At 73.8% G+C, this 18,827-nt stretch carries 15 protein-coding genes and 1 pseudogene; 8 read left to right on the forward strand and 8 right to left on the reverse strand.

Annotated elements, in window-relative coordinates:
* Positions 1-100: 100 nt before the first annotated feature.
* Positions 101-1,588, reverse strand: a complete 1,488-nt coding sequence (locus FKN01_RS29145) for a DHA2 family efflux MFS transporter permease subunit (RefSeq protein ID WP_143625656.1) — start codon at positions 1,586-1,588, stop codon at positions 101-103.
* 247 nt (positions 1,589-1,835) lie between these two features.
* Between FKN01_RS29145 and FKN01_RS29150 the strand changes: the two genes are divergently transcribed.
* Positions 1,836-2,444 (forward strand): TetR/AcrR family transcriptional regulator, encoded by a 609-nt coding sequence (locus FKN01_RS29150; protein ID WP_260697061.1) that lies wholly within the window; start codon positions 1,836-1,838, stop codon positions 2,442-2,444.
* Between the two features lie 68 nt (positions 2,445-2,512).
* Here the strand turns inward: FKN01_RS29150 and FKN01_RS29155 are convergent, their stop codons facing one another.
* Both FKN01_RS29155 and lnt read right to left on the reverse strand, forming a co-directional pair.
* The gene (locus FKN01_RS29155) at positions 2,513-2,992 is read right to left on the reverse strand and encodes an NUDIX domain-containing protein (protein ID WP_143625657.1); all 480 of its coding nucleotides are present in this window, start codon (positions 2,990-2,992) and stop codon (positions 2,513-2,515) included.
* A 29-nt stretch (positions 2,993-3,021) separates the two neighbouring features.
* Positions 3,022-4,617: an apolipoprotein N-acyltransferase gene (lnt, locus tag FKN01_RS29160; protein ID WP_143625658.1), complete on the reverse strand. Its 1,596-nt coding sequence runs from the start codon at positions 4,615-4,617 to the stop codon at positions 3,022-3,024.
* A gap of 53 nt (positions 4,618-4,670) precedes the next feature.
* Between lnt and FKN01_RS33440 the strand changes: the two are divergent.
* Positions 4,671-5,059: pseudogene (locus FKN01_RS33440) on the forward strand (O-antigen polymerase); the annotation flags it as partial.
* Here the strand turns inward: FKN01_RS33440 and FKN01_RS29170 are convergent.
* Both FKN01_RS29170 and FKN01_RS29175 read right to left on the reverse strand, forming a co-directional pair.
* Positions 5,007-5,570, reverse strand: a complete 564-nt coding sequence (locus FKN01_RS29170) for a hypothetical protein (RefSeq protein WP_143625659.1) — start codon at positions 5,568-5,570, stop codon at positions 5,007-5,009. The pseudogene FKN01_RS33440 and the gene FKN01_RS29170 sit on opposite strands and share 53 nt — an antisense overlap.
* 69 nt (positions 5,571-5,639) lie before the next feature.
* Entirely contained in the window at positions 5,640-6,422 is a 783-nt protein-coding gene (locus tag FKN01_RS29175; protein WP_143625660.1) for a glutamate racemase, read from the reverse strand.
* A 58-nt stretch (positions 6,423-6,480) separates the two neighbouring features.
* Here FKN01_RS29175 and FKN01_RS29180 point away from each other — a divergent pair, with 58 nt between their 5' ends.
* The gene (locus FKN01_RS29180; protein WP_143625661.1) at positions 6,481-7,653 is read left to right on the forward strand and encodes a glycosyltransferase; all 1,173 of its coding nucleotides are present in this window, start codon (positions 6,481-6,483) and stop codon (positions 7,651-7,653) included.
* 21 nt (positions 7,654-7,674) lie between these two features.
* Here the strand turns inward: FKN01_RS29180 and FKN01_RS29185 are convergent, their stop codons facing one another.
* Positions 7,675-9,045 (reverse strand): TerD family protein, encoded by a 1,371-nt coding sequence (locus tag FKN01_RS29185; protein ID WP_143625662.1) that lies wholly within the window; start codon positions 9,043-9,045, stop codon positions 7,675-7,677.
* Between the two features lie 115 nt (positions 9,046-9,160).
* A complete protein-coding gene (locus tag FKN01_RS29190; RefSeq protein WP_143625663.1) occupies positions 9,161-10,273 on the reverse strand; it encodes a DUF5954 family protein in 1,113 nt (370 codons plus the stop codon).
* Between the two features lie 548 nt (positions 10,274-10,821).
* On the opposite strand from FKN01_RS29190, the gene FKN01_RS29195 reads away from it, so the two are divergent.
* The 3 genes from FKN01_RS29195 to FKN01_RS29205 all read left to right on the forward strand — a co-directional run bounded on the left by FKN01_RS29195 (position 10,822) and on the right by FKN01_RS29205 (position 14,839).
* The gene (locus FKN01_RS29195) at positions 10,822-11,301 is read left to right on the forward strand and encodes a DUF6643 family protein (RefSeq protein WP_143625664.1); all 480 of its coding nucleotides are present in this window, start codon (positions 10,822-10,824) and stop codon (positions 11,299-11,301) included.
* 224 nt (positions 11,302-11,525) lie between these two features.
* Complete coding sequence (locus FKN01_RS29200; protein WP_143625665.1) at positions 11,526-12,122, forward strand: hypothetical protein; 597 nt, start codon at positions 11,526-11,528, stop codon at positions 12,120-12,122.
* A 293-nt stretch (positions 12,123-12,415) separates the two neighbouring features.
* A complete protein-coding gene (locus FKN01_RS29205; RefSeq protein WP_143625666.1) occupies positions 12,416-14,839 on the forward strand; it encodes a right-handed parallel beta-helix repeat-containing protein in 2,424 nt (807 codons plus the stop codon).
* On the opposite strand, the gene FKN01_RS29210 is transcribed toward FKN01_RS29205, so the two are convergent.
* On the reverse strand, positions 14,799-17,252 hold the full coding sequence (locus tag FKN01_RS29210) for a hypothetical protein (RefSeq protein WP_398933411.1): 2,454 nt from the start codon (positions 17,250-17,252) through the stop codon (positions 14,799-14,801). The two genes, FKN01_RS29205 and FKN01_RS29210, sit on opposite strands and share 41 nt — an antisense overlap.
* A gap of 239 nt (positions 17,253-17,491) precedes the next feature.
* Here FKN01_RS29210 and FKN01_RS29220 point away from each other — a divergent pair, with 239 nt between their 5' ends.
* Entirely contained in the window at positions 17,492-18,325 is an 834-nt protein-coding gene (locus tag FKN01_RS29220) for a DeoR/GlpR family DNA-binding transcription regulator (RefSeq protein ID WP_143625667.1), read from the forward strand.
* A 49-nt stretch (positions 18,326-18,374) separates the two neighbouring features.
* Entirely contained in the window at positions 18,375-18,827 is a 453-nt protein-coding gene (locus FKN01_RS29225) for an SRPBCC family protein (RefSeq protein WP_143625668.1), read from the forward strand.

The following is an 18,827-nucleotide window of genomic DNA, read 5'->3' on the forward strand; positions in this document are numbered from 1 at the left end:
GGTCGAACTCGTCGGGATGGATTTCCTGCCGGACGGTCAGCGCCCACGTACCAGGCGAATCCGTCGCGGGCGGCGTCCAGTGGTCCGGGAGCCGGAAGGGTCAGTGCCCGACCATCACCGTCGGGTCCGCCGCCTTGACCTTCTTGCGCGGCAGCAGCAGCGCCGGAACCAGGCACACCGCGACGAGGATCGCCGCCACCAGGAACACCGAGGCGAACGCGTCGCCCATCTGGTCCTTGATGCCGTCCGGGGTCCTCGCGGTGATGTCCTTCAGGCCGTTGGTGAGGAGCACCGAGAACAGCGCGGTACCGATCGAGGCGGCGACCTGCTGGACGATGTTCATCAGCGTCGAGCCACGGGCGACCGTGTGCTCCCTCAGGGTGGCCAGCGCCGACGCCATGATCGGCATCATGGAGGCACCCATGCCGAGCCCCATGATGAAGAGCGCCGCGATGATGTACGTGTAGGACGTGTCGGCGGTGAGCTGCGTGAACATGCCCATGCCGACGGTGATGACCGCGATACCGGTCATGACGATCTTGCCGGGGCCGATGCGGTCGGCGAGCATGCCGGCGATCGGCATGGTGATCATCGCGCCGATGCCCTGCGGGGCGAGCAGGACGCCCGAGTCGAGCGCCGACTCCCCGCGCACCTGCTGGAAGTAGAGCGGGAAGAGCAGGCTGGCACCGAAGAACGCCATCGCGAACAGCGACATGGCGACCACGGCGACGCTCAGGTCGCGGTTCTGGAAGAGCCGCAGATCGATCAGCGGGTGGATGTTGCTCGGCCGCAGCGCCCAGGGCACGAACGCGGCGACGAGCACCAGACCGATGATCGCGGGCACGAGGACCTTGGCGGCCCAGACGGTGCCGGTCTCCGGGATGGAGGAGACGCCGTACAGGAAGCACGCGAGGCCGGGCGAGAGCAGCAGCACGCCCACCCAGTCGAAGGTCTCGGACGGCTCCACGTGGTCCTTGGGCAGCACCAGCCACGCGTACACGAGAGCGATCGCGCCGATCGGCAGGTTGATCAGGAAGATCCAGTGCCAGGTGGCGATGTCGATCAGCCAACCGCCCAGGATGGGGCCGAAGATGGGGCCGAGGAGCATGGGAATGCCGAGCACGGCCATCACCCGGCCGACCCGCTCGGGACCGGCCGCACGCGTCAGAATGGTCATGCCGAGCGGCATCAGCATGCCGCCGCCCAGGCCCTGGATCACCCGGAAGGCGACCAGCATCTCCAAGGAGTTGGCGGCGGCGCACAGCGCCGAACCGATCGCGAACAACGCGACCGCGAGCAGATAGAGACGTTTTGTCCCGAACCTGTCGGCGGCCCAGCCGGTGAGCGGGATGACGCTCGCCAGTGCCAGCGTGTAGCCGGTCATCGTCCAGGCGACCTGCGCCGAGGTCGCGTGGAACTCCTTCTGGAAGGTCTGCAGACCGACCGAGACCACGGTGATGTCCAGGATCGACATGATCCCGCCGAGCACGACCACTCCGGCCACGAGGAGGACCTTGCTGTCCAGCCTGTCGCCAGAGGTGCCCCCTCCCCCGGGAGGGCTCGAGTCGATCTTTTGCGACGTGGTCATTACTCACCTTTCGGAGAAAACGCGGAGCTGCCCGGGGCCCGCTCGATCTGTCCACCCCCCGTGGCCTCCGGCTGGTGGCGACGGTGCGCGCTCCGGCGGGCACGGATACGGAATCCGCCCTTCCGATGGGCGGACAGAGATCCACCGAGGCGCGGTCCACGACGGACGACATCACCGGGCGGGATTCATGCGATCCGTTGTGGAACATGAATGTACCAGCGCCGGTAGGCCAGTATCGTTTTGATTGATGACAAGAAATGTGCACCTGCGCGATCGCGTCGCGATCGCGATCCTCGACGCCGCTGCGATGCTGCTCGCCCGGCGGGGCGAGAGCGTCAGCATGGCGGACGTCGCGGCGGCCGCCGGCGTGGGCCGGACGACTCTGTACCGCCACTTCCCCAGCCGCGAGACCCTGCTGGACGCCCTGTCCCAGGAAGCGTGTGCCGAACTGATCGGCAAGCTGGCGGACGCCGGCCTGGACCGCGTCGCCGTGCCCGAGGGCGTGGCGCGGGTCAGCCGGATCGCGATGAGCCAGGCCGCCAAGTACCAGGCCCTGATGCGCATCCACGGCAAGCCCGCCGTGCCCGACGAGACCGCCCGCCAGCTCATGGCGCCCCTCACCGCGCTGTTCGTCCGCGGATCGGCCGACGGCACGTGGCGCACGGACCTCGGCCCCGACACGCTGCTCGACCTCTACAGCGCGCTGCTGCAGGGCGCGCTGGGCCAGGCGCTGCACGCCAAGCTGGGCGTGGAGCCCGCCGCGGCCGCCGTCACGTCGGTCTTCATGCACGGCGCGGGCACACGGCGGCCGGTGAGCGACGGCCTGCTGAACAGCCCGTCCCCGGCGGGCATCTGAGACGCGCCTCGCCGGTACATCCCTTCGGGTGACAGAGCCACGGCGCCGGGTACCGGCTGTCCCGGCCCCTAGCGCGGGTCGGTGGCCTCGAACCAGGTGGGCCCGTCGGTCAGCGCCTGCTTGATCCGGAACAGCGCGAACTCGGCCAAGTCGGGCAGCGCGTCCACGGGGAACCAGCCCACCTCCAGCGACTCGTCGTCGTTGACCCTGGCCGTACCGCCGGTGGCGCGGCAGCGGAAGGTGATGTCGAGGAACTGGCAGCGGTCCCCGTTCTCGTACTGGATGGGCGGCAGCGCCTGGGTGAGGACGACCCGTTCCGCGACGCAGTGCACGGCGGTCTCCTCGTACACCTCGCGCTCCGCCGTCGTCGCGGGCTGTTCGCCCGGCTCGGAGATGCCGCCGATCACGGACCACTCACCGGTGTCGGCGCGCCGGCCGAGGAGCACTCTCCCCTCGTCGTCGAAGACGACGGCGGTGACACCGGGCAGCAGGAGCAGCTGCCGCCCGGCGGTGGCACGGATCTCGCGGATGAAGTCAGGAATGGCCATGTGCCGACCCTACGCGGCGTGCCACCCGGTCACCGGATGCGCCGGGCACGCACCGCGAGGGCGCCCGCCCAGCCGAGCGCGCCGAGCGCGAGCAGGATCAGAACGCCCTCGGGCAGCGGCCCCATGCGGGTCGCGGGGGTCAGCGAGGAGCGCAGCGGCACCTCGTCCACCAGGGCGTCCGGGGTGAACATCTTCGTCTTCTCGGCCACCGTGCCGTCCGGGCGGATGATCGCGCTGACGCCGCTGGTCACGGGGACGACGACGGACCGGCTGTGCTCGACGGCGCGCACCCGGGACATCGCGAGCTGCTGGTAGGTCATCTCGCTGCGGCCGAAGGTGGCGTTGTTGCTGGGCACGGCGATCAACTGGGCGCCGTGCTCGACCGTGTCGCGTACGGCGTCGTCGAACGCGGCCTCGTAGCAGGTGACGAGCCCGGTGTAGGTGCCCGCGAGATCGAAGACGCCGACCTTCTCGCCCGGGCCGAAGTCGCGCTGCACCCGGTCGACGTCCGAACTGAAGAGGCGGACGAACGAGCGCATCGGCATGTACTCGCCGAACGGCTGGATGTGCCGCTTGTCGTACGTGGCGACGGGGCCCTTGTCCGGCTGCCACTGGATGAGGGTGTTGCGCAGGGGGCCGGAGTCGGGTTCGATCACCGCGCCGATGACGGTCGGCACCCCGATGGCCTTCACGGCGTCGTCGATGACGATCCGCGCGTCCGGGTTGCGGTACGGGTCCAGGTCGGAGGAGTTCTCCGGCCACAGGACGAAGTCCGGCTGCGGGACCTTGCCGGCCTTCACCTCCCGGGCCAGCTGCTCCGTGCGCTTGGCGTGGTTGTCCAGGACCGCGCGGCGCTGGGCGTTGAAGTCGAGGCCGAGGCGGGGCACGTTGCCCTGGATCGCGGCGACGGTCGCGGTGCCGTCCTCGGCCGAGTCGTCCACGAGCGGCAGTGCCGCGAAGGCTGCCGCCACGGGGACGAGGACCGTCGCCGCCGCCACGGCGGTGGCCACGGGACGGAGTTCACCGGCGGCGCGGTAGCGGGCGGAGCGGCGGACCGCCTCGAAGAGGCCGAATCCGCAGAGCACCACGGCGAAGGAGAGCAGCGGGGTCCCGCCGAGCGCGGCGAGCGGCAGGAAGACGCCGTCCGCCTGGCCGAAGGCGATCTTGCCCCAGGGGAAGCCGCCGAAGGGCATCCGGGCGCGGACCGCCTCGTCCAGCGTCCAGACCGCGGCCGCCCACAGCGGTCCGCCGGGGAGGCGGGAGACGGCGGAGATGCCGATGCAGCCGACCGCGACGAACAGCGCCTCGGCGGCGGCGAGGGCCAGCCACGGGACCGGGCCGACCTCCTCGCCGGTCCAGTGCAGCAGGGGCAGCATGAAGCCGAGCCCCGCGAGCAGCCCGAGCCCGAAAGCGGCGCGGGCTCGGCGCTCGAACAGCACCCAGCCGAGCAGGGCGAAACCGGGCAGAACCAGCCACCACAGGGGCCGGGGCGGGAAGCTGAGGTACAGCATCACGCCGGAGAGGACGGCGGCCCCGGGCCGCACCAGGCGCTGCGGCAGCCCGCCTGTCCGGGGGGCGGGGGCGGGGCTCTGCGGTTCGCCGACCTGGGCGATGGTGGTGCTCACCCGGCGGAGTCTACGGTGGCCGCCGGGCCACGCGGGAGCCCCGTCCCGATGGCGGAATCCCAACCACCACGGGGAAACCGCACTCGGCGCCGGGGCAGCGGGCCGCCGGGCAGGGGGTCGTGGGCGTGGTGCTGCCGGGCGCCGCGTCCGGCTGGCTGCTGTACGCGCTGTGGCGCTCGCCCCGGCCCGCGGCGGTGGTCCTGGCGGCGGGCGCCGCGCTCACGGGCCTGGCCGGGCCGGCGAGCGTGGGCAACGCGCTGCGCTTCGCACCGGTGACGGCCGGGGGCGGGGCCGCCTGGCCGGGCTCCCGTCGGCAAGGCGGCCGATCGGCTCGGGCGGGCCGGGCGAGCCGCACGAGCCGGGCGGCGTGGACGGCGACGAGGACGGGGTCAGGCCCCGGCCGGGAAGCCCGAGGACGGCAGGTGCAGCCGGGCCCGGATGAACCGTACGCCCGCCTCGGCGTCGTCCACCGTGATGGTGAACGTGCGGCCGTCGCCGAGCCGCAGCACCAGCCCCTCGCCCCGGCGCACGACCACGGCCGTGCCCTTCTCGGGGCGCCAGCGGTAGCCCCAGCCGCCCCACTGCCGGGGGTTCACATGGGGCGCGAAGTCGGCGGCCACCACATGGGTGAGCAGGATGCGGCGGCGCGGCAGCCCCATGTGGCCGCAGCGCACCTCCAGGGCGTCGCCGTCGACCCGGACGGCGACGTTCACGAAGGCGAGGGTGCCGAACAGCATCAGCAGGCCGGCGGCGACGCAGCCGATCACCGACATCAGCAGCGGGGCGATGCCGGAGGCCCAGTCGGAGCTGACGGCGAGCTGGATGCCCAGGGCCAGGCAGGCGGCGCCCAGGGCCGCGAGGACCCACTGGGTGCGGTTGGTGGCCCGGCCGACCCAGACCTGCGAGTGGGTGCCGGTTCCGGTGCGCTTCGGTTCTCCGGGGTGCTCCCTCATGCCGAGCAGCGTACTGAAGAACCGGCCTTCGGGGACGGGCGCGGACGCGCGGGCGGGGCCGTCGGCGGGTCAGCGGACGGAGCCGACGGCGGCCAGCCGGCGCCCTTCCGGGTAGGCCAGGGCGGCCTGCGGCAGCTCCGAGACACGACCGCTGAGGATGACCGCGATGGACGAGGAGGGTTCGGCCGACGGAGCGGGTTCGACGCCGATCCGGCGCAGCGCCTGGGCGGCGACGGCCCCGGCGGACCCGTGCAGGGCGACCGGGCGCCGGCCGGGCCCGGCGACGGCCTCGCGGATGCGCTCGGCGACGAGCTCGTAGTGGGTGCAGCCCAGGACCACGGCCCGGACGTCGGGCGGGGTGAGCGCGGCGGCGGCGGCGATCGCCGTGCCGATGGCGTCCTCGTCCGCGTGCTGCACGGCGTCGGCGAGCCCCGGGCAGGGCACCTCGGTGACGGCGGCGGACCCGGCGAACTCGCCGATCAGTCCGCGCTGGTACGGGCTGCCGGTGGTGGCCGGGGTCGCCCAGATCGCGACGGAGCCGCCGGCCGCGGCGGCCGGTTTGATCGCGGGAACGGTGCCGATGACGGGCAGGCCCGGTTCCAGCTCGGCGCGCAGCAGCTCCAGCGCGTGCACGGAGGCGGTGTTGCAGGCGACGATCAGCGCGTCGGGCCGGTGCGCGGCGGCGGCCCGGGCCACCGCGAGCGCGTGGGCCTTCACACCCTCGGGAGCGCGGCCCCAGGGCATGTGGTCCGGGTCCGAGGAGAGCACCAGATCGGCGTCCGGCCGCAGCCTGCGTACTGCGGCGGCGGCGGCGAGCAGTCCGATTCCGGAGTCCATGAGCGCGATCTTCACCCAGTCACCATAGTCGACCGCCCTTGCGGTCCCCGCTCAGTGGTGCAGACTTCCGCCAATGAGCGCCGTTGCCTGGATCGCCGTGGGTTCGCTTGTCTCGTGGGTGTGGCTGCTGCTGGGCCAGGGGTTCTTCTGGCGCACCGACCAGCGGCTGCCGAGCCGTGCGGCCCCGGAGCGCTGGCCCTCGGTCGCCGTCGTCGTGCCGGCGCGCGACGAGGCCCCGATGCTGCCGGTGAGCCTGCCGTCGCTGCTGGCGCAGGACTATCCGGGCAGCGCCGAGGTGTTCCTCGTGGACGACTGCAGCAAGGACGGTACGGGGGACGTCGCCCGTGCCCTGTCCGTGCGGTACGGGGGCCTGCCGCTGACCGTGGTCTCGCCGGGCGAGCCCGAGCCCGGCTGGACGGGCAAGCTGTGGGCGGTGCGTCACGGGATCGCGCTGGCCCGGGCCGGGGAACCGGAGTACCTGCTGCTCACGGACGCCGACATCGCGCATGAGCCGGACAGCCTGCGGGAGCTGGTGGCGGCGGCGGAGACGGGCGGCTTCGACCTGGTCTCGCAGATGGCGCGGCTGCGGGTGGCGAGTGTCTGGGAGCGGCTCGTCGTGCCGGCCTTCGTCTACTTCTTCTCGCAGCTCTATCCGTTCCGGTGGATCAACCGGGAGCGGGGGCGGACGGCCGCCGCCGCTGGGGGCTGTGTGCTGCTGCGGACGGAGGCGGCGGTGCGGGCCGGGGTGCCGGATTCGATCCGGCAGGCGGTGATCGACGACGTGTCGCTGGCCCGGGTGGTGCGGCGCTCGGGCGGCCGGATCTGGCTGGGGCTCGCGGACCGGGTGGACAGTGTGCGTCCGTACCCGTGCCTGGCCGATCTGTGGCGGATGGTCGCGCGGAGCGCGTACGCCCAGCTGCGGCACAGTCCGCCGGTTCTGCTGGCCACGGTGCTCGGGCTGGCGCTCGTCTACCTGGCGCCGCCGGTGACGCTGGTCGCCGGGTTGCTGGGCGGGAGCGCGGTCGCGGCCTGGGCCGGGGGCGTCGCGTGGGCCGTGATGGCGGGGACGTACATGCCGATGCTGGGCTACTACCGGCAGTCGCTGTGGCTGGCCCCGCTGCTGCCGTTCACCGCCCTGCTGTATCTGCTGATGACCGTCGATTCGGCGGTGCGGCACTACCGGGGGCGCGGCGCGGCCTGGAAGGGGCGTACGTACGCCCGTCCCGAGGCCGCACCGGATCAGTGACTCAGTGACCCCCTGGCCGGGTCACTTGCGGCCCGGGGTCCAGTTCATGCCCCAGCCGTAGGCGTGGTCGATGGTGCGCTGCGGGCTGACGCCACGCTGCGGCACCAGGTAGCGGGCCTCGCGCTGCACGGTGAGGTCGTTGCCCGTGTTGGTGATGAGCGCGAGCGCGCAGACGGTCGACGGGACCGTGCACTCGTCCAGCGAGAAGTCGATCGGCGCGCCGTGCTGGGGCTGGAGGGTGACCGTGGCGTGCAGGTCGGCGAAGCTGCGGGCGCCCTCGTAGATGGTGACGAAGATCAGGACCCGGCGGAGCTGCGCCTTGTGGTCGAGGTTGATCGTCAGGTTCTCGCCGGTGGCGACCGCGCCGGTGCGGTCGTCGCCGTCGAGGTGGATGAACGGCGGCTGGTGGAGCGCGCCGAAGGCGTTCCCCAGGGCCTGGACGACCCCCTTGCGGCCGTCGGTCAGCTCGTACAGGGCGCAGAGGTCGAGGTCCAGGTCGGAGTGGTTCGCCACGGCCCGGCCCAGCTTGCTGCCCCAGCCCTTGAACTGCTTGCGCACCTCCCAGTTGAGGTTGACGCGCATGGCGCCGGACGTGCCGCCCTGCTTGGTGAGCGAGACGGACGGCGCCTCCTTGGTGAGCGTCACCTTGGTCAGCCGGACGGGCTGGGTGACGGGCGGTGCCGGAGGGGGCGGGGGGACGGGCGGGGCCATCGGGGGCGCCATCGGCGCGGCGAGCGTCGGCTGCTGCGACTGGGGGTACTGCTGATGCGGCTGGGGGTACTGGGGAGGCGGCGGGGTGGCGGTGACCCGGGCGGCCGGGTTCGGCGGCTGGGGGGCCGGGTGCGGCTGCTGGGGTTCGTCCACGGAGATGCCGAAGTCGGTGGCGAGTCCTTCGAGCCCGGAGCCGTAGCCCTGACCGACCGCCCGGAACTTCCAGGCGCCCTGGCGCCGGTAGAGCTCACCGAGGATGAAGGCCGTCTCCACGGTGGCGTCGGAGCTGTCGAAGCGGGCCAGTTCGGCGCCGGTCGCCGCGTCCAGCACGCGTACGTACAGTCCGCTCACCCGGCCGAACGTGCCGCCGTCGGCCGAGGCGGCCAGCACCACGCGGTCGATGGCCGGCTCCACCCGCGCCAGGTCGACCGCGAGGGTGTCGGTCGCCGCGCCGCCGGCGTTGCGCTTGCCCTCGTGGCGCACCGCGCCGGAGGAGTGGGCCGGCTGGTTGTAGAAGACGAAGTCGCCGTCGTTGCGCACCTTGCCCGAGCCGAGGAGCAGAAGCGCGGAGGCGTCCACATCGGGTGTCCCGGGAGCGGTGCGCCACCCCGTTTCGACACGCACGGCCTGGGCCGCCACTGGGACATTGGTTCCCTTTTGCATGGTCATGCTCGCCCCCATCACGAGTCCGCTTCCGAGACCTTTCCGGGTCAACCTAATGCCAGCCCCGCCGCGGGACACCACGGGTGTACGGATACGGGCGCGGGACCGGTGGACGCGGCGCCCGGCCGCCGCCTCACCGGACGGCGTCGGTGTCCTCCGTGCGCGTGCCCTCCTCGCCGTTGTGGACGACGCCGTCCGCGTCCAGGCGGGGATGGAGGGCCATCGGCTCCACCATGGTGACGTCGGACGGCCGTTGGCTCTCCGGGCCGTCGGGCCCCCAGCGCAGCAGGCGCCGTGAGCGGGCGATCCGGTAGGCGGTGCCGCCGGCCTCGACCTCGTTGAGCCGGCCCGCGCGCAGCCGGTCGGCCGCCTCGGCCAGGACCCTCATCTCGGCGAGCGCGGGGTGGGTCCCCTCGGCCGTGATGCTGCGTGCGTCCACGTCCGTGTCCGCGGTGAGGGGGATGACGCCCGCCTGCCGGGGCCCGAGCCAGGTCAGCGAGATGTCGAGGGAGCGCCGCGCGTCATGCGGGGTGGCGTGCAGAGCGCCACCGACTTCCCACCGCTCGCCGCCGGTCCGTTCCACGATCATGAAGGCGGCCGGCAGGAGCATGACGTCGGGGTGGGTCTCCACTGCGCGTGCGGAGTCACGCAGGACGTCGCCGGGGTATCTGCTCCCCTCGTACGCGAAGGAGCGCATGGTCAGCATCTCCGCCGCCTGGAGGGGCGTCACGGGCGCGTCGGGGTCCAGCACCAGTCCGGCGTCGACCTTGGGGGCGCCGGCGGTGCGGGCCCAGTCGGGCACGGCGGGCTCGGGGTCGGTGGGGCGCGGCAGTTCGAAGGCTCCCTCGGGGTCCAGCCCCGCGTACTCCTCGGCGCGCACCACGCGGTAGCGGGTGCCGAGGACCTCGACCTCGGACGGTTTCCCGGTCTCCAGCCGGGCGACCGCGCCGAGCAGAGCCCGCCGCTCCGTCTCGGTCTCCGCCTCGTCCTTGGCCCGGAACCACAGCTTGGACTGCAGATCGTCCCTGGCCTGCTGGGGGCAGCCGTTCGTGATCGGGACGAGCACCCGCCACCGCTGTCCGTCGCCCTCGGACCGGGCGGCCACACCGAACAGCGGACCGCGGACGGCCAGTCTGTTGCGCGAGGCCGCGTCAAGGGCGTCGGCCTCGATGGCGGCCTCGACCGGCTCCACCGGAATCCTCACCAGCACCGGCCGGGCTGCGGGGCGCGCACCGTGTTCGTTCATGGCGCCATCCTGGCGTCAACGGACGGCGTGTACGCGGCTTTCGCCGGATCATCCACCGTAAGTGCCGTCCGGGAGCACCGTGTTGCCGCCTTCGGTACACGGCGAGTAGGGCTCGGGGCCGAGCCTCGGCCCGCCGGGTGCTCATGGCCGCCCGGCGGGCGCTCTCACCGCAATCGCGCCGTGGAAATCGGTGAGTTCGAGCGATGCGCGAATGCCGGGCCCGGACGCGAAGCGCATCCGCCGGCCTACGCGTACGACGCACCCCCGTCCGTCGGTCCACGCCTCGGCGTCGCCGGAGGCCGCGGGGCGAAGATCGCGGCCGGATTCGGGCCGCGCGGTCGGGGCCGGTGCGCACGCGGTGAGCACCAGTGCGAAGAGCACCGGAATGAAGGCCATTGACCGGCGGTGAATCAAGGGGCATTCCTCCGGATACGGGCCGGGGAAGACAACGATGTTTCACCAGGTCAGACAGGTAGGGTGAGGGTAAATACGATGACCACAAAATTGGGACTCCCCAATCTGCACATCGTGGGCTTAACTTAGGTGTCATGACCTCCCCCCGCTCCACCTACGGTGGCGGCTACTACACCGCGCCGTCGTTTGCCGACACCCCGATCTACGACTCCCTCGTCGCGGAGCGGGGCACCCCTCAGATCGCACCGATCCGAGTGCCCGCCGCCTACGACACCGGCAACAGCTATCTGCCGGCGCTCCCGTCGGCCCTGCCGGCGCTTCCCGCGGCCCCCTCCCAGCCCCAGCAGTCCTACGGCTATCCGCAGCCGGCGGCGCAGCAGGGCTACGCACCGATGCAGCCCGCGCAGCTCCAGCACGCTCCGGCGCCGTACATCCCGCAGCAGCCGGCCGGTGGCCGCGGCATGTACCAGGCGCCCCCGCCGCCGCAGCAGCAGCGTCCGGCGCCGACGTCGGGCTACGAGTCGATGCGCCCCGCCGCGCCCCGGCCCGTCCCGGCCCAGTCCCCGTACGAGGACCCGTACGGCCGGCCCTACCAGGGCGGCCGGGGCTACTAGAGCCCTCGCGGATCAGGCGGCGCACGGCCCGGGGCGGGGTGCCCGGCAACACGGGCCTGTGCGCCGTTCGGCGTTCCGCACGGCCGGTCCCGGGCGCCGGGAACCCACGGGGGCGGGCCGCGCGTTGAGCCCAGTGGGCCGCCCACACCGCGCGGCCCCGGCGCGTGGACGGCACCGTACCGGGCGGGGACGGTGCGGAAGGGGGTGCGGGGACCGTGCGAGCGATGGCGGGTGTCTGGCGCTGGCGGCGCAATCCGCTGTGCCGGGCGACGGACCGGTGCGAGGCGTGGCTGGCCCTGGCCGCGTTCCTGTTGCTGATGCTGGCGGCCCCGGCGGTCGGCTGGCTCTGCGGGGCCCGGACGGACGCGTCGCTCCAGGCGTCGGTGCGCGCCCAGCGGGCGGAGCGCCATCTCACCACGGCGGTCGTGGTGCGCCGGGTGACCGGTGCCCGTCATGTCGCCGACCCGGAGATATCCGGCGGCGCCATGACGCGGACCGAGGTGGTGGCCCGGTGGCACACCCCGGACGGCGCGGCCCGCACGGCGACGGTGACGACCGCCTCGCGCAACGCGTCGCCGGGAGCCCGGGTCCGGATCTGGACCGACCGCTCGGGCGACCCGACGCTCCGGCCGATGGACATACCGACGGCGCACACGCATGCCGCGCTCGCCGGGTTCGGAGCCGCGATGCTGTCCGCCCTGCTGATCGAGTGCGGCCGGCGCCTGATCGTGCGGCGCATGACCGGGCGGCGGTACGAACGGCTCGACCGGGCCTGGGCGACGGTCGGCCCGGACTGGGGCAGGACGGGCACCGGCAGCTAGGTGTTCCGTCTCGGGGGCCGTTCGCTCGGATCAGTCCGGCCCGGGGAGCGGGGGCCGGTGCGCGCGGCTGCGGGGCGGGGGCACGAGGGCGCGTCGGGGGCCCGGTGCGGGTGCGCGGCGTGATCCGGCCGCGGGCGCCGGGACCTGCGCATCGGGTCAACTCCCGGCCGCCGCGCGCGCTACGGTGGACCGGCCCGCCCGTCGCTCTCCGGCAGGCGGACCCCGGCTGGTCGCTGCCGCGAGGCCGGTGACACGGGCATCACACACGCACGAGGCGGGGGCACGACAGCGCCATGGCACAGGGCACGGTCCAGGTGACGCACACCGGCACATCGCGGTGGCGGCGCCGCACGGGCGAATACGCCTCCCTCACCGCGGCGCTCGAAGCGGCGGCGGACGGTGATGTGCTCACCGTCGCGCCCGGCACCTACCGGGAGAACCTGGTCATCGCCCGCGCGGTCACGCTGCGCGGCCCCGAGGGCTCCGTCGGCTCGGTGCGCATCGCCCCCGCCGACGGGGTGCCGCTCACGCTGCGCGCCTCCGCCGTCGTCCAGGACCTCCATGTGGAGGGACAGGACTCCGCGGCCCCGGCCGTGCTCGTCGAGGACGGCGCACCGGAGATAGCGGACGTGCGGATCGTGACCCGCTCGGCGGCGGGCGTCGAGGTGCGCGGCGCGGCCCGGCCCACCGTGCGCCGGTGCACCGTCGACAATCCGGCCGGCGTCGGCATCGCCGTGCTCGACGGCGCGGGCGGGGTCTTCGAGGAGTGCGAGATCGTCTCGGCCGGGCAGTCCGGAGTCGCCGTGCGCGACGGCGGACACCCCCGGCTGGAGCGCTGCCGGGTCCACCACGCCTCGGGCGCGGGCCTGTCCGTCACCGGCGAGGGCAGCGGCCTGGAGGCGCTGGGCTGCGAGGTGTACGAGATCAAGGGCAGCGGTGTCCAGGTGACCGCCCGCGCCTCGGCCCATCTCACCGAGTGCACGGTGCACCGCACCTCGGCGGACGGCGTCACGCTGGACACCGACGCGGTGCTCACGCTCGCCGACTGCGACATCCACGACATCCCCGAGAACGCGGTGGATCTGCGTTCGCGGGCGGTGCTGACCCTGACCCGCTCGACCGTGCGCCGCTTCGGCCGCAACGGGCTCTCGGTGTGGGACCCGGGCACCCGGGTCGACGCCAACCAGTGCGAGATCCACGACAGTACGGGCGACTACCCGGCGGTCTGGGTCAGCGACGGGGCGACGGTGATACTGGATTCCTGCCGGGTCCACGACGTGCCGGACGCGCTGTTCGTCCTCGACCGGGGCTCGCGCGCCGATGTCGTGGACAGCGATCTCTCCCAGGTCCGCAACACCGCGGTCTCGGTCAGCGACGGGGCGACCGCGCAGCTGGACGACTGCCGCATCCGGGAGGCGTCGACCGGCGCCTGGTTCCGGGACCACGGCAGCGGCGGCACGCTGAACAACTGCACCGTCGACGCCGCGCAGACGGGCGTGATCGTCACCAAGGGCGCCGACCCGGTGATCGAGCGGTGCACGGTGACCTCCCCCGCCGAGGCCGGCTTCTATGTGTCCGCCGAGGGCCGGGGGACGTTCAACGGGTGCCGGGTCACGGGCAGCGGGGGATACGGCTTCCATGTGATGGAGGGCTGCCGGACGACGCTCACCCGGTGCCGCACCGAGCGGTGCGCGCGCGGCGGTTACGAGTTCCCGGAGGGCACCGGCCTGGCGGGCGGCGCGGGCAGCGGACCGGTCGTGGAGGACTGCACGAGCGACGAGAGCGGGCTGCGCACCGTCACTCCCCCGCCGGCCCCGGTCCTGACGGCCACGCAGACCTCGCCCGGGCTGCTCGGCACGGTCCCCGCGCCTCGCCCCGTGGAGCCGGCGCCGCCCGCCGCGCCCGCCCGAACCTCCGAGGAGGTCCTGGGCGAGCTCGACGCGCTGGTCGGCCTGGACAGCGTCAAGCGGGAGGTGCGGGCGCTCACGGACATGATCGAGGTGGGGCGCAGGCGCCGGGAGGCGGGCCTGAAGGCCGCGTCGGTCCGCCGCCATCTGGTCTTCACCGGCTCCCCGGGCACCGGCAAGACCACGGTGGCCCGGCTGTACGGCGAGATCCTGGCCGCGCTCGGGGTGCTGGAGCGGGGCCATCTGGTGGAGGTGTCCCGGGTCGACCTGGTCGGTGAGCACATCGGCTCGACCGCGATCCGCACCCAGGAGGCGTTCGACCGGGCGCGCGGCGGGGTGCTGTTCGTGGACGAGGCGTACGCGCTGTCGCCCGAGGACTCCGGCCGGGACTTCGGCCGCGAGGCGATCGACACGCTGGTGAAGCTGATGGAGGACCACCGGGACGCGGTGGTGGTCATCGTCGCCGGATACACCCGGGAGATGGAGCGGTTCCTGACCGTCAACCCCGGGGTGGCGTCCCGTTTCTCGCGGACCATCACCTTCAGCGACTACGAGCCGGCCGAGCTGCTGCGGATCGTCGAGCAGCAGTCCCAGGAGCACGAGTACAGCCTGGCGTCGGGCACCGGCGAGGCGCTGCTGAAGTACTTCACGGAGCTGCCCAAGGGGCCGGCCTTCGGCAACGGACGCACCGCTCGGCAGACCTTCGAGTCGATGGTCGAGCGGCACGCCGGCCGGGTCGCCCAGCTCGCCGATCCGAGCACGGACGACCTCACCCTGCTGTATCCGGAGGACCTTCCGGCACTGCCCTGACGTCCTCGCCGACGGCCCGCGCCTGCCGGGGCAGCACGGGACCGAGCCGTTCCAGCAGGGCGGCGCGCTCCTCGGCGAAGACGGGGTCGGCCTGGTAGTCGGAGTGGCCGAGCACCGGCTCGGGCAGCGGGTGCTCGGGGGTCCGCCCGTAGACCAGCGGGTCCTTGAGCGGGCCCCGGTCGACCTCGGGCCCGGATTCCAGGCCGAGCCGGATCTCGCCGCCGATGGGGTCGGTGGCCCGCCACAGATTGCGCCAGCAGTGCACGGAGCGGTGCAGCCCGTGGAGCTGCCCGGCGCCGAAGTAGACGGGGAACCAGCGGGCGTAGAGCCGTTCGATCGGCGACCCGTACGTGAGCAGGGCGACCCGGGAGCGGGTGCGGGCGGGCAGCTGCCAGACCGCTGCGGCCGCGAGCACGCTGCCCTGGGAGTGGCCGGAGATGACGAGCCGGCCCCGGGTGCGGCCGGTCCAGCCGGACATGCGGGAGGCCAGGTCGGGCACGGCGCGCTCCGCGTAGCAGGGCGGGGCGAAGGGGTGGGCGGCGCGCGGCCAGAACGTGCCGACGTCCCAGAGGATGCCGATCGTGCGCCGGGCGGACGCGTCCCGGTAGGCCCGTCTGCCGCACGCGACGAAGACGAGGAAGCCGAAGCCGATCAGCCACGAGCCGGTGGACTGCGCCGCCTCGGCCACGGATTCGAGGAAGGGGCCGCTGCCGTCCAGCGCGAGCCCGGGGACCTCGCCGGTGGCCCAGGACCCGGCCACCGCCGCCGCGCCCAGGAACAGGGTGGCGCCGGAGACGATCCCCACCACGCCGGGCGCCGCGTCGGTGAGCGCCGCCGTGGCCCGGGCACGGGCGATCCGCCGGGTCCGGGCCGGGTCGGGGAACGGCTCCCCGTACTCCGCGTCGACCGCGGGTTCCAGTCTGCGGGCCGCCAGCCGGGTCCGTACCCCCAGAACGGCACCCGGCACCAGGAGCAGCAGCAGGAGGACGGGGATGACCGACGCCTGCCAGCTGAGCAGCACCGGCGGTCCCTCTATCAAGGCGCCGCTCCCCATGCCCGGGCTGCCGGGCCCGTCGAGCCAGTCGGCGACGCGCTGCGCGACGCCGCCGGTCATCACGCCGCCGAGCGCGCACGCGAGCATCGCGACGGCCGGTCCGCCGAGACCGCGCAGGACGGTGCGCGGCTCCGGGCAGCACCGGTAGAGGTAGCGGGAGACCACCGCGAGGAGGACCACCAGGACGCCTTCGGCGACGCTGACCGCCCGGAACAGCGTGACGTCACCGGGGAGCCGCCCGGAGGAGGTCCAGCCGGGGCGCGGCCAGGCGGCGTGGACGGCGGCGAGGACGAGGAGGGCCAGCGCGGCGCCGGGCAGCCAGGTGATGAGGGCCCGGTCGAGCCGGTTGTCGAGGCGCCGTTCGCTGCGGCCCCGGCGGCAGACCACCCAGAGCACGACGACGAGCCCGGCGGCGAGGGCCCCTTCGATGAGCCGGCCGAGGACCGGGGGGACCGGTCCGGGGGCGGCGCGGTCGTAACGGGCGGCGGCCTCCGTGACGGCCGCGGTGACGGTGAGGAGGCCGGCCGCGGTGTGGGCGGCGCGCAGCCGGGCGACGAGGCGGCGCCCGTACCAGAATCCGGGCCGTCCCAGGGCCGGTCCGGAGAGTCCCGTCGTATGCCCGGAGGGCGCGGCCGGCCGCGTCTGGGGCGTCCCCGGGCTCTCGGCGAGCCGGCCGGTGTCCCCGGTACTGGATGCCGGCGCGGCGGGTGTGCGTCGCGGGCCGGCCGGGACTTTCCGGACCGGCCCCGGAGCGGGGCGGACGGGTTCGGCGGCGGGTGCGGGGCCGTCGTCCTGCGCGTCGTCCGGGTCCGCCCCGGTCAGCGGGAGCTGGGACTCGTAGGCGCTCCAGGTGCGGTTGGACAGGAACCAGAGCAGCCCGACCAGCGCGGCCGGCACCAGCGCGGCCAGGGCGAGGCGGCGGCCGGGCTGGGACCACCAGCCGCCCTGCGCGGCGGAGAGGAAGCCGAGCCAGGAGCGCTTCTCGGAGCAGGCGGCGACGCCCGCGCACTGCCAGGCGGTGAGATCGAGGGCGACCTCGCAGGCGGCGGCGGTCAGCAGCACGGTGAGGCTGAGCGCGATGAGCCGCACGAGGACGCCGTGGAGCCGGATCGCGCGCGGGCGGCGCCGGGCGGTGGGGCGCATCCAGTGGGCGAGGTTGATCACCATGAACGGGAGCAGCAGCAGCCACAGCGCGCGGGAGCCGTTCCCGGAGGTGAGGTTGGACCAGCAGTACGCCTCGGCGATGGGCTCCTCGCGGTACCGCTCGGGATGCCGCTCGGCGTCGGCGTCGGCGGAGCGCCGGTAGACGGCGGCGGTGGTGTCGCCGGTGACCCGGACCGTGCGCGGGTCGGCCAGCATCTCCTGGGGGGTGGTCCCGCCCACCCCGTGGACCAGTAATTCCAGTGCGGGGCCGGGGCTGCGCGGGGCAGGGGTGGGAGGGTGCACGTGCGTCTCGCTCTCGCAGGGGGAGGCGGCTGATGGCCGGTCACCGTTATTGACGAATGTCCCCCGGGCGGGGGCCGGCGACACCGCGCGTGGCAGGATGAGTCCGTCGATACGGACTCCTGTACGGCCAGAGGGAAGGGCGAGGCCCGGCGTTGAGCGAGAATCAGAACCTGCTCGCGGAGCAGCGGCGCGCGCTGATCCTTGACGAGGTGCGCCGGCGCGGTGGGGTCCGGGTCAACGAGCTGACCCGGAAGCTGAACGTCTCGGACATGACCGTCCGCCGGGATCTGGACGCGCTGGCCCGGCAGGGTGTGATCGAGAAGGTGCACGGCGGCGCCGTGCCGGTGGTCGAGGCGAGCACGCACGAGCCCGGTTTCGAGGCGAAGTCGGCGCTGGAGCTCACGGCCAAGGAGGACATCGCCCGGGCGGCCGCCGCGATGGCCGTGCCCGGCAGTGCGATCGCGCTCTCCGGGGGCACCACGACGTATGCGCTGGCCCAGCATCTGCTGGACGTGCCGGACCTGACGGTCGTGACGAATTCGGTGCGGGTCGCGGACGTGTTTCACGCGGCGCAGCGGTCCGGTGCTCCGGGCGGCCGGCCGGGTGCGGCGACGGTCGTCCTCACCGGTGGGGTGCGTACGCCGTCCGACTCGCTGGTCGGCCCGGTCGCGGACCGGGCGATCGCGGCGCTCCACTTCGATGTGCTGTTCCTCGGGGTCCACGGGATCTCGGTGGAGGCGGGGCTCTCCACGCCGAACCTCGCGGAGGCGGAGACGAACCGCCGGTTCGTGCGGTCGGCGCGCCGGGTGGTGGTGGTCGCGGACCACACCAAGTGGGGCACGGTGGGCCTCAGCTCGTTCGCCTCGCTGGACGAGGTGAGCACGCTCGTCACGGACGCGGGGCTGTCCACGGCTGCGCGGGCGGAGATCGAGGAGCGTCTGCCGGGGCTGCTGGTGGCGGGCGGCGAGGGGTCCGGCGACGGCTGAAGCATTCCGCTCCGCTCGCGGCAGGGCCTTGACGGCCTAGGATCGCGGTGTGGCCGTGTTCCGGATCGAGCGTTTCACCTCCTTGCCCGCAGCCGAGTCCTGGCGCCGGGTGACGGACTGGGAGCGGCATGCCGCGCAGGTGCCGCTGACCATGATCACGGTGCCGGCGGGGCCGCCGACCCGGGTCGGGACGGTGTTCGTGGCGCGCACCGGGGTGGGTCCGCTGGCGTTCGACGATCCGATGGAAGTGGTCCGCTGGTCCCCGCCGGCCGGGAGCCGGGCGGGGATGTGCCGGCTGGAGAAGCGCGGCCGGGTGGTGCTGGGGCGTGCGTCGATCGATGTGTATCCCAACCGGGCCGGTTCGCATGTGGTGTGGGTGGAGGAGCTGAGCGTACGGCTGCTGCCGCGCTGGGCGGACCCGGTGCTGGCCGGTGCCGGGAGGCGGGTCTTCGGCCGGGTGCTCGACGCGATGCTGGACCGCCCGGCGGGGCGGTACGGCTGA

Origin of the sequence: Streptomyces sp. 130 (assembly GCF_007096885.1) — a bacterium.
Taxonomy (GTDB): domain Bacteria; phylum Actinomycetota; class Actinomycetes; order Streptomycetales; family Streptomycetaceae; genus Streptomyces.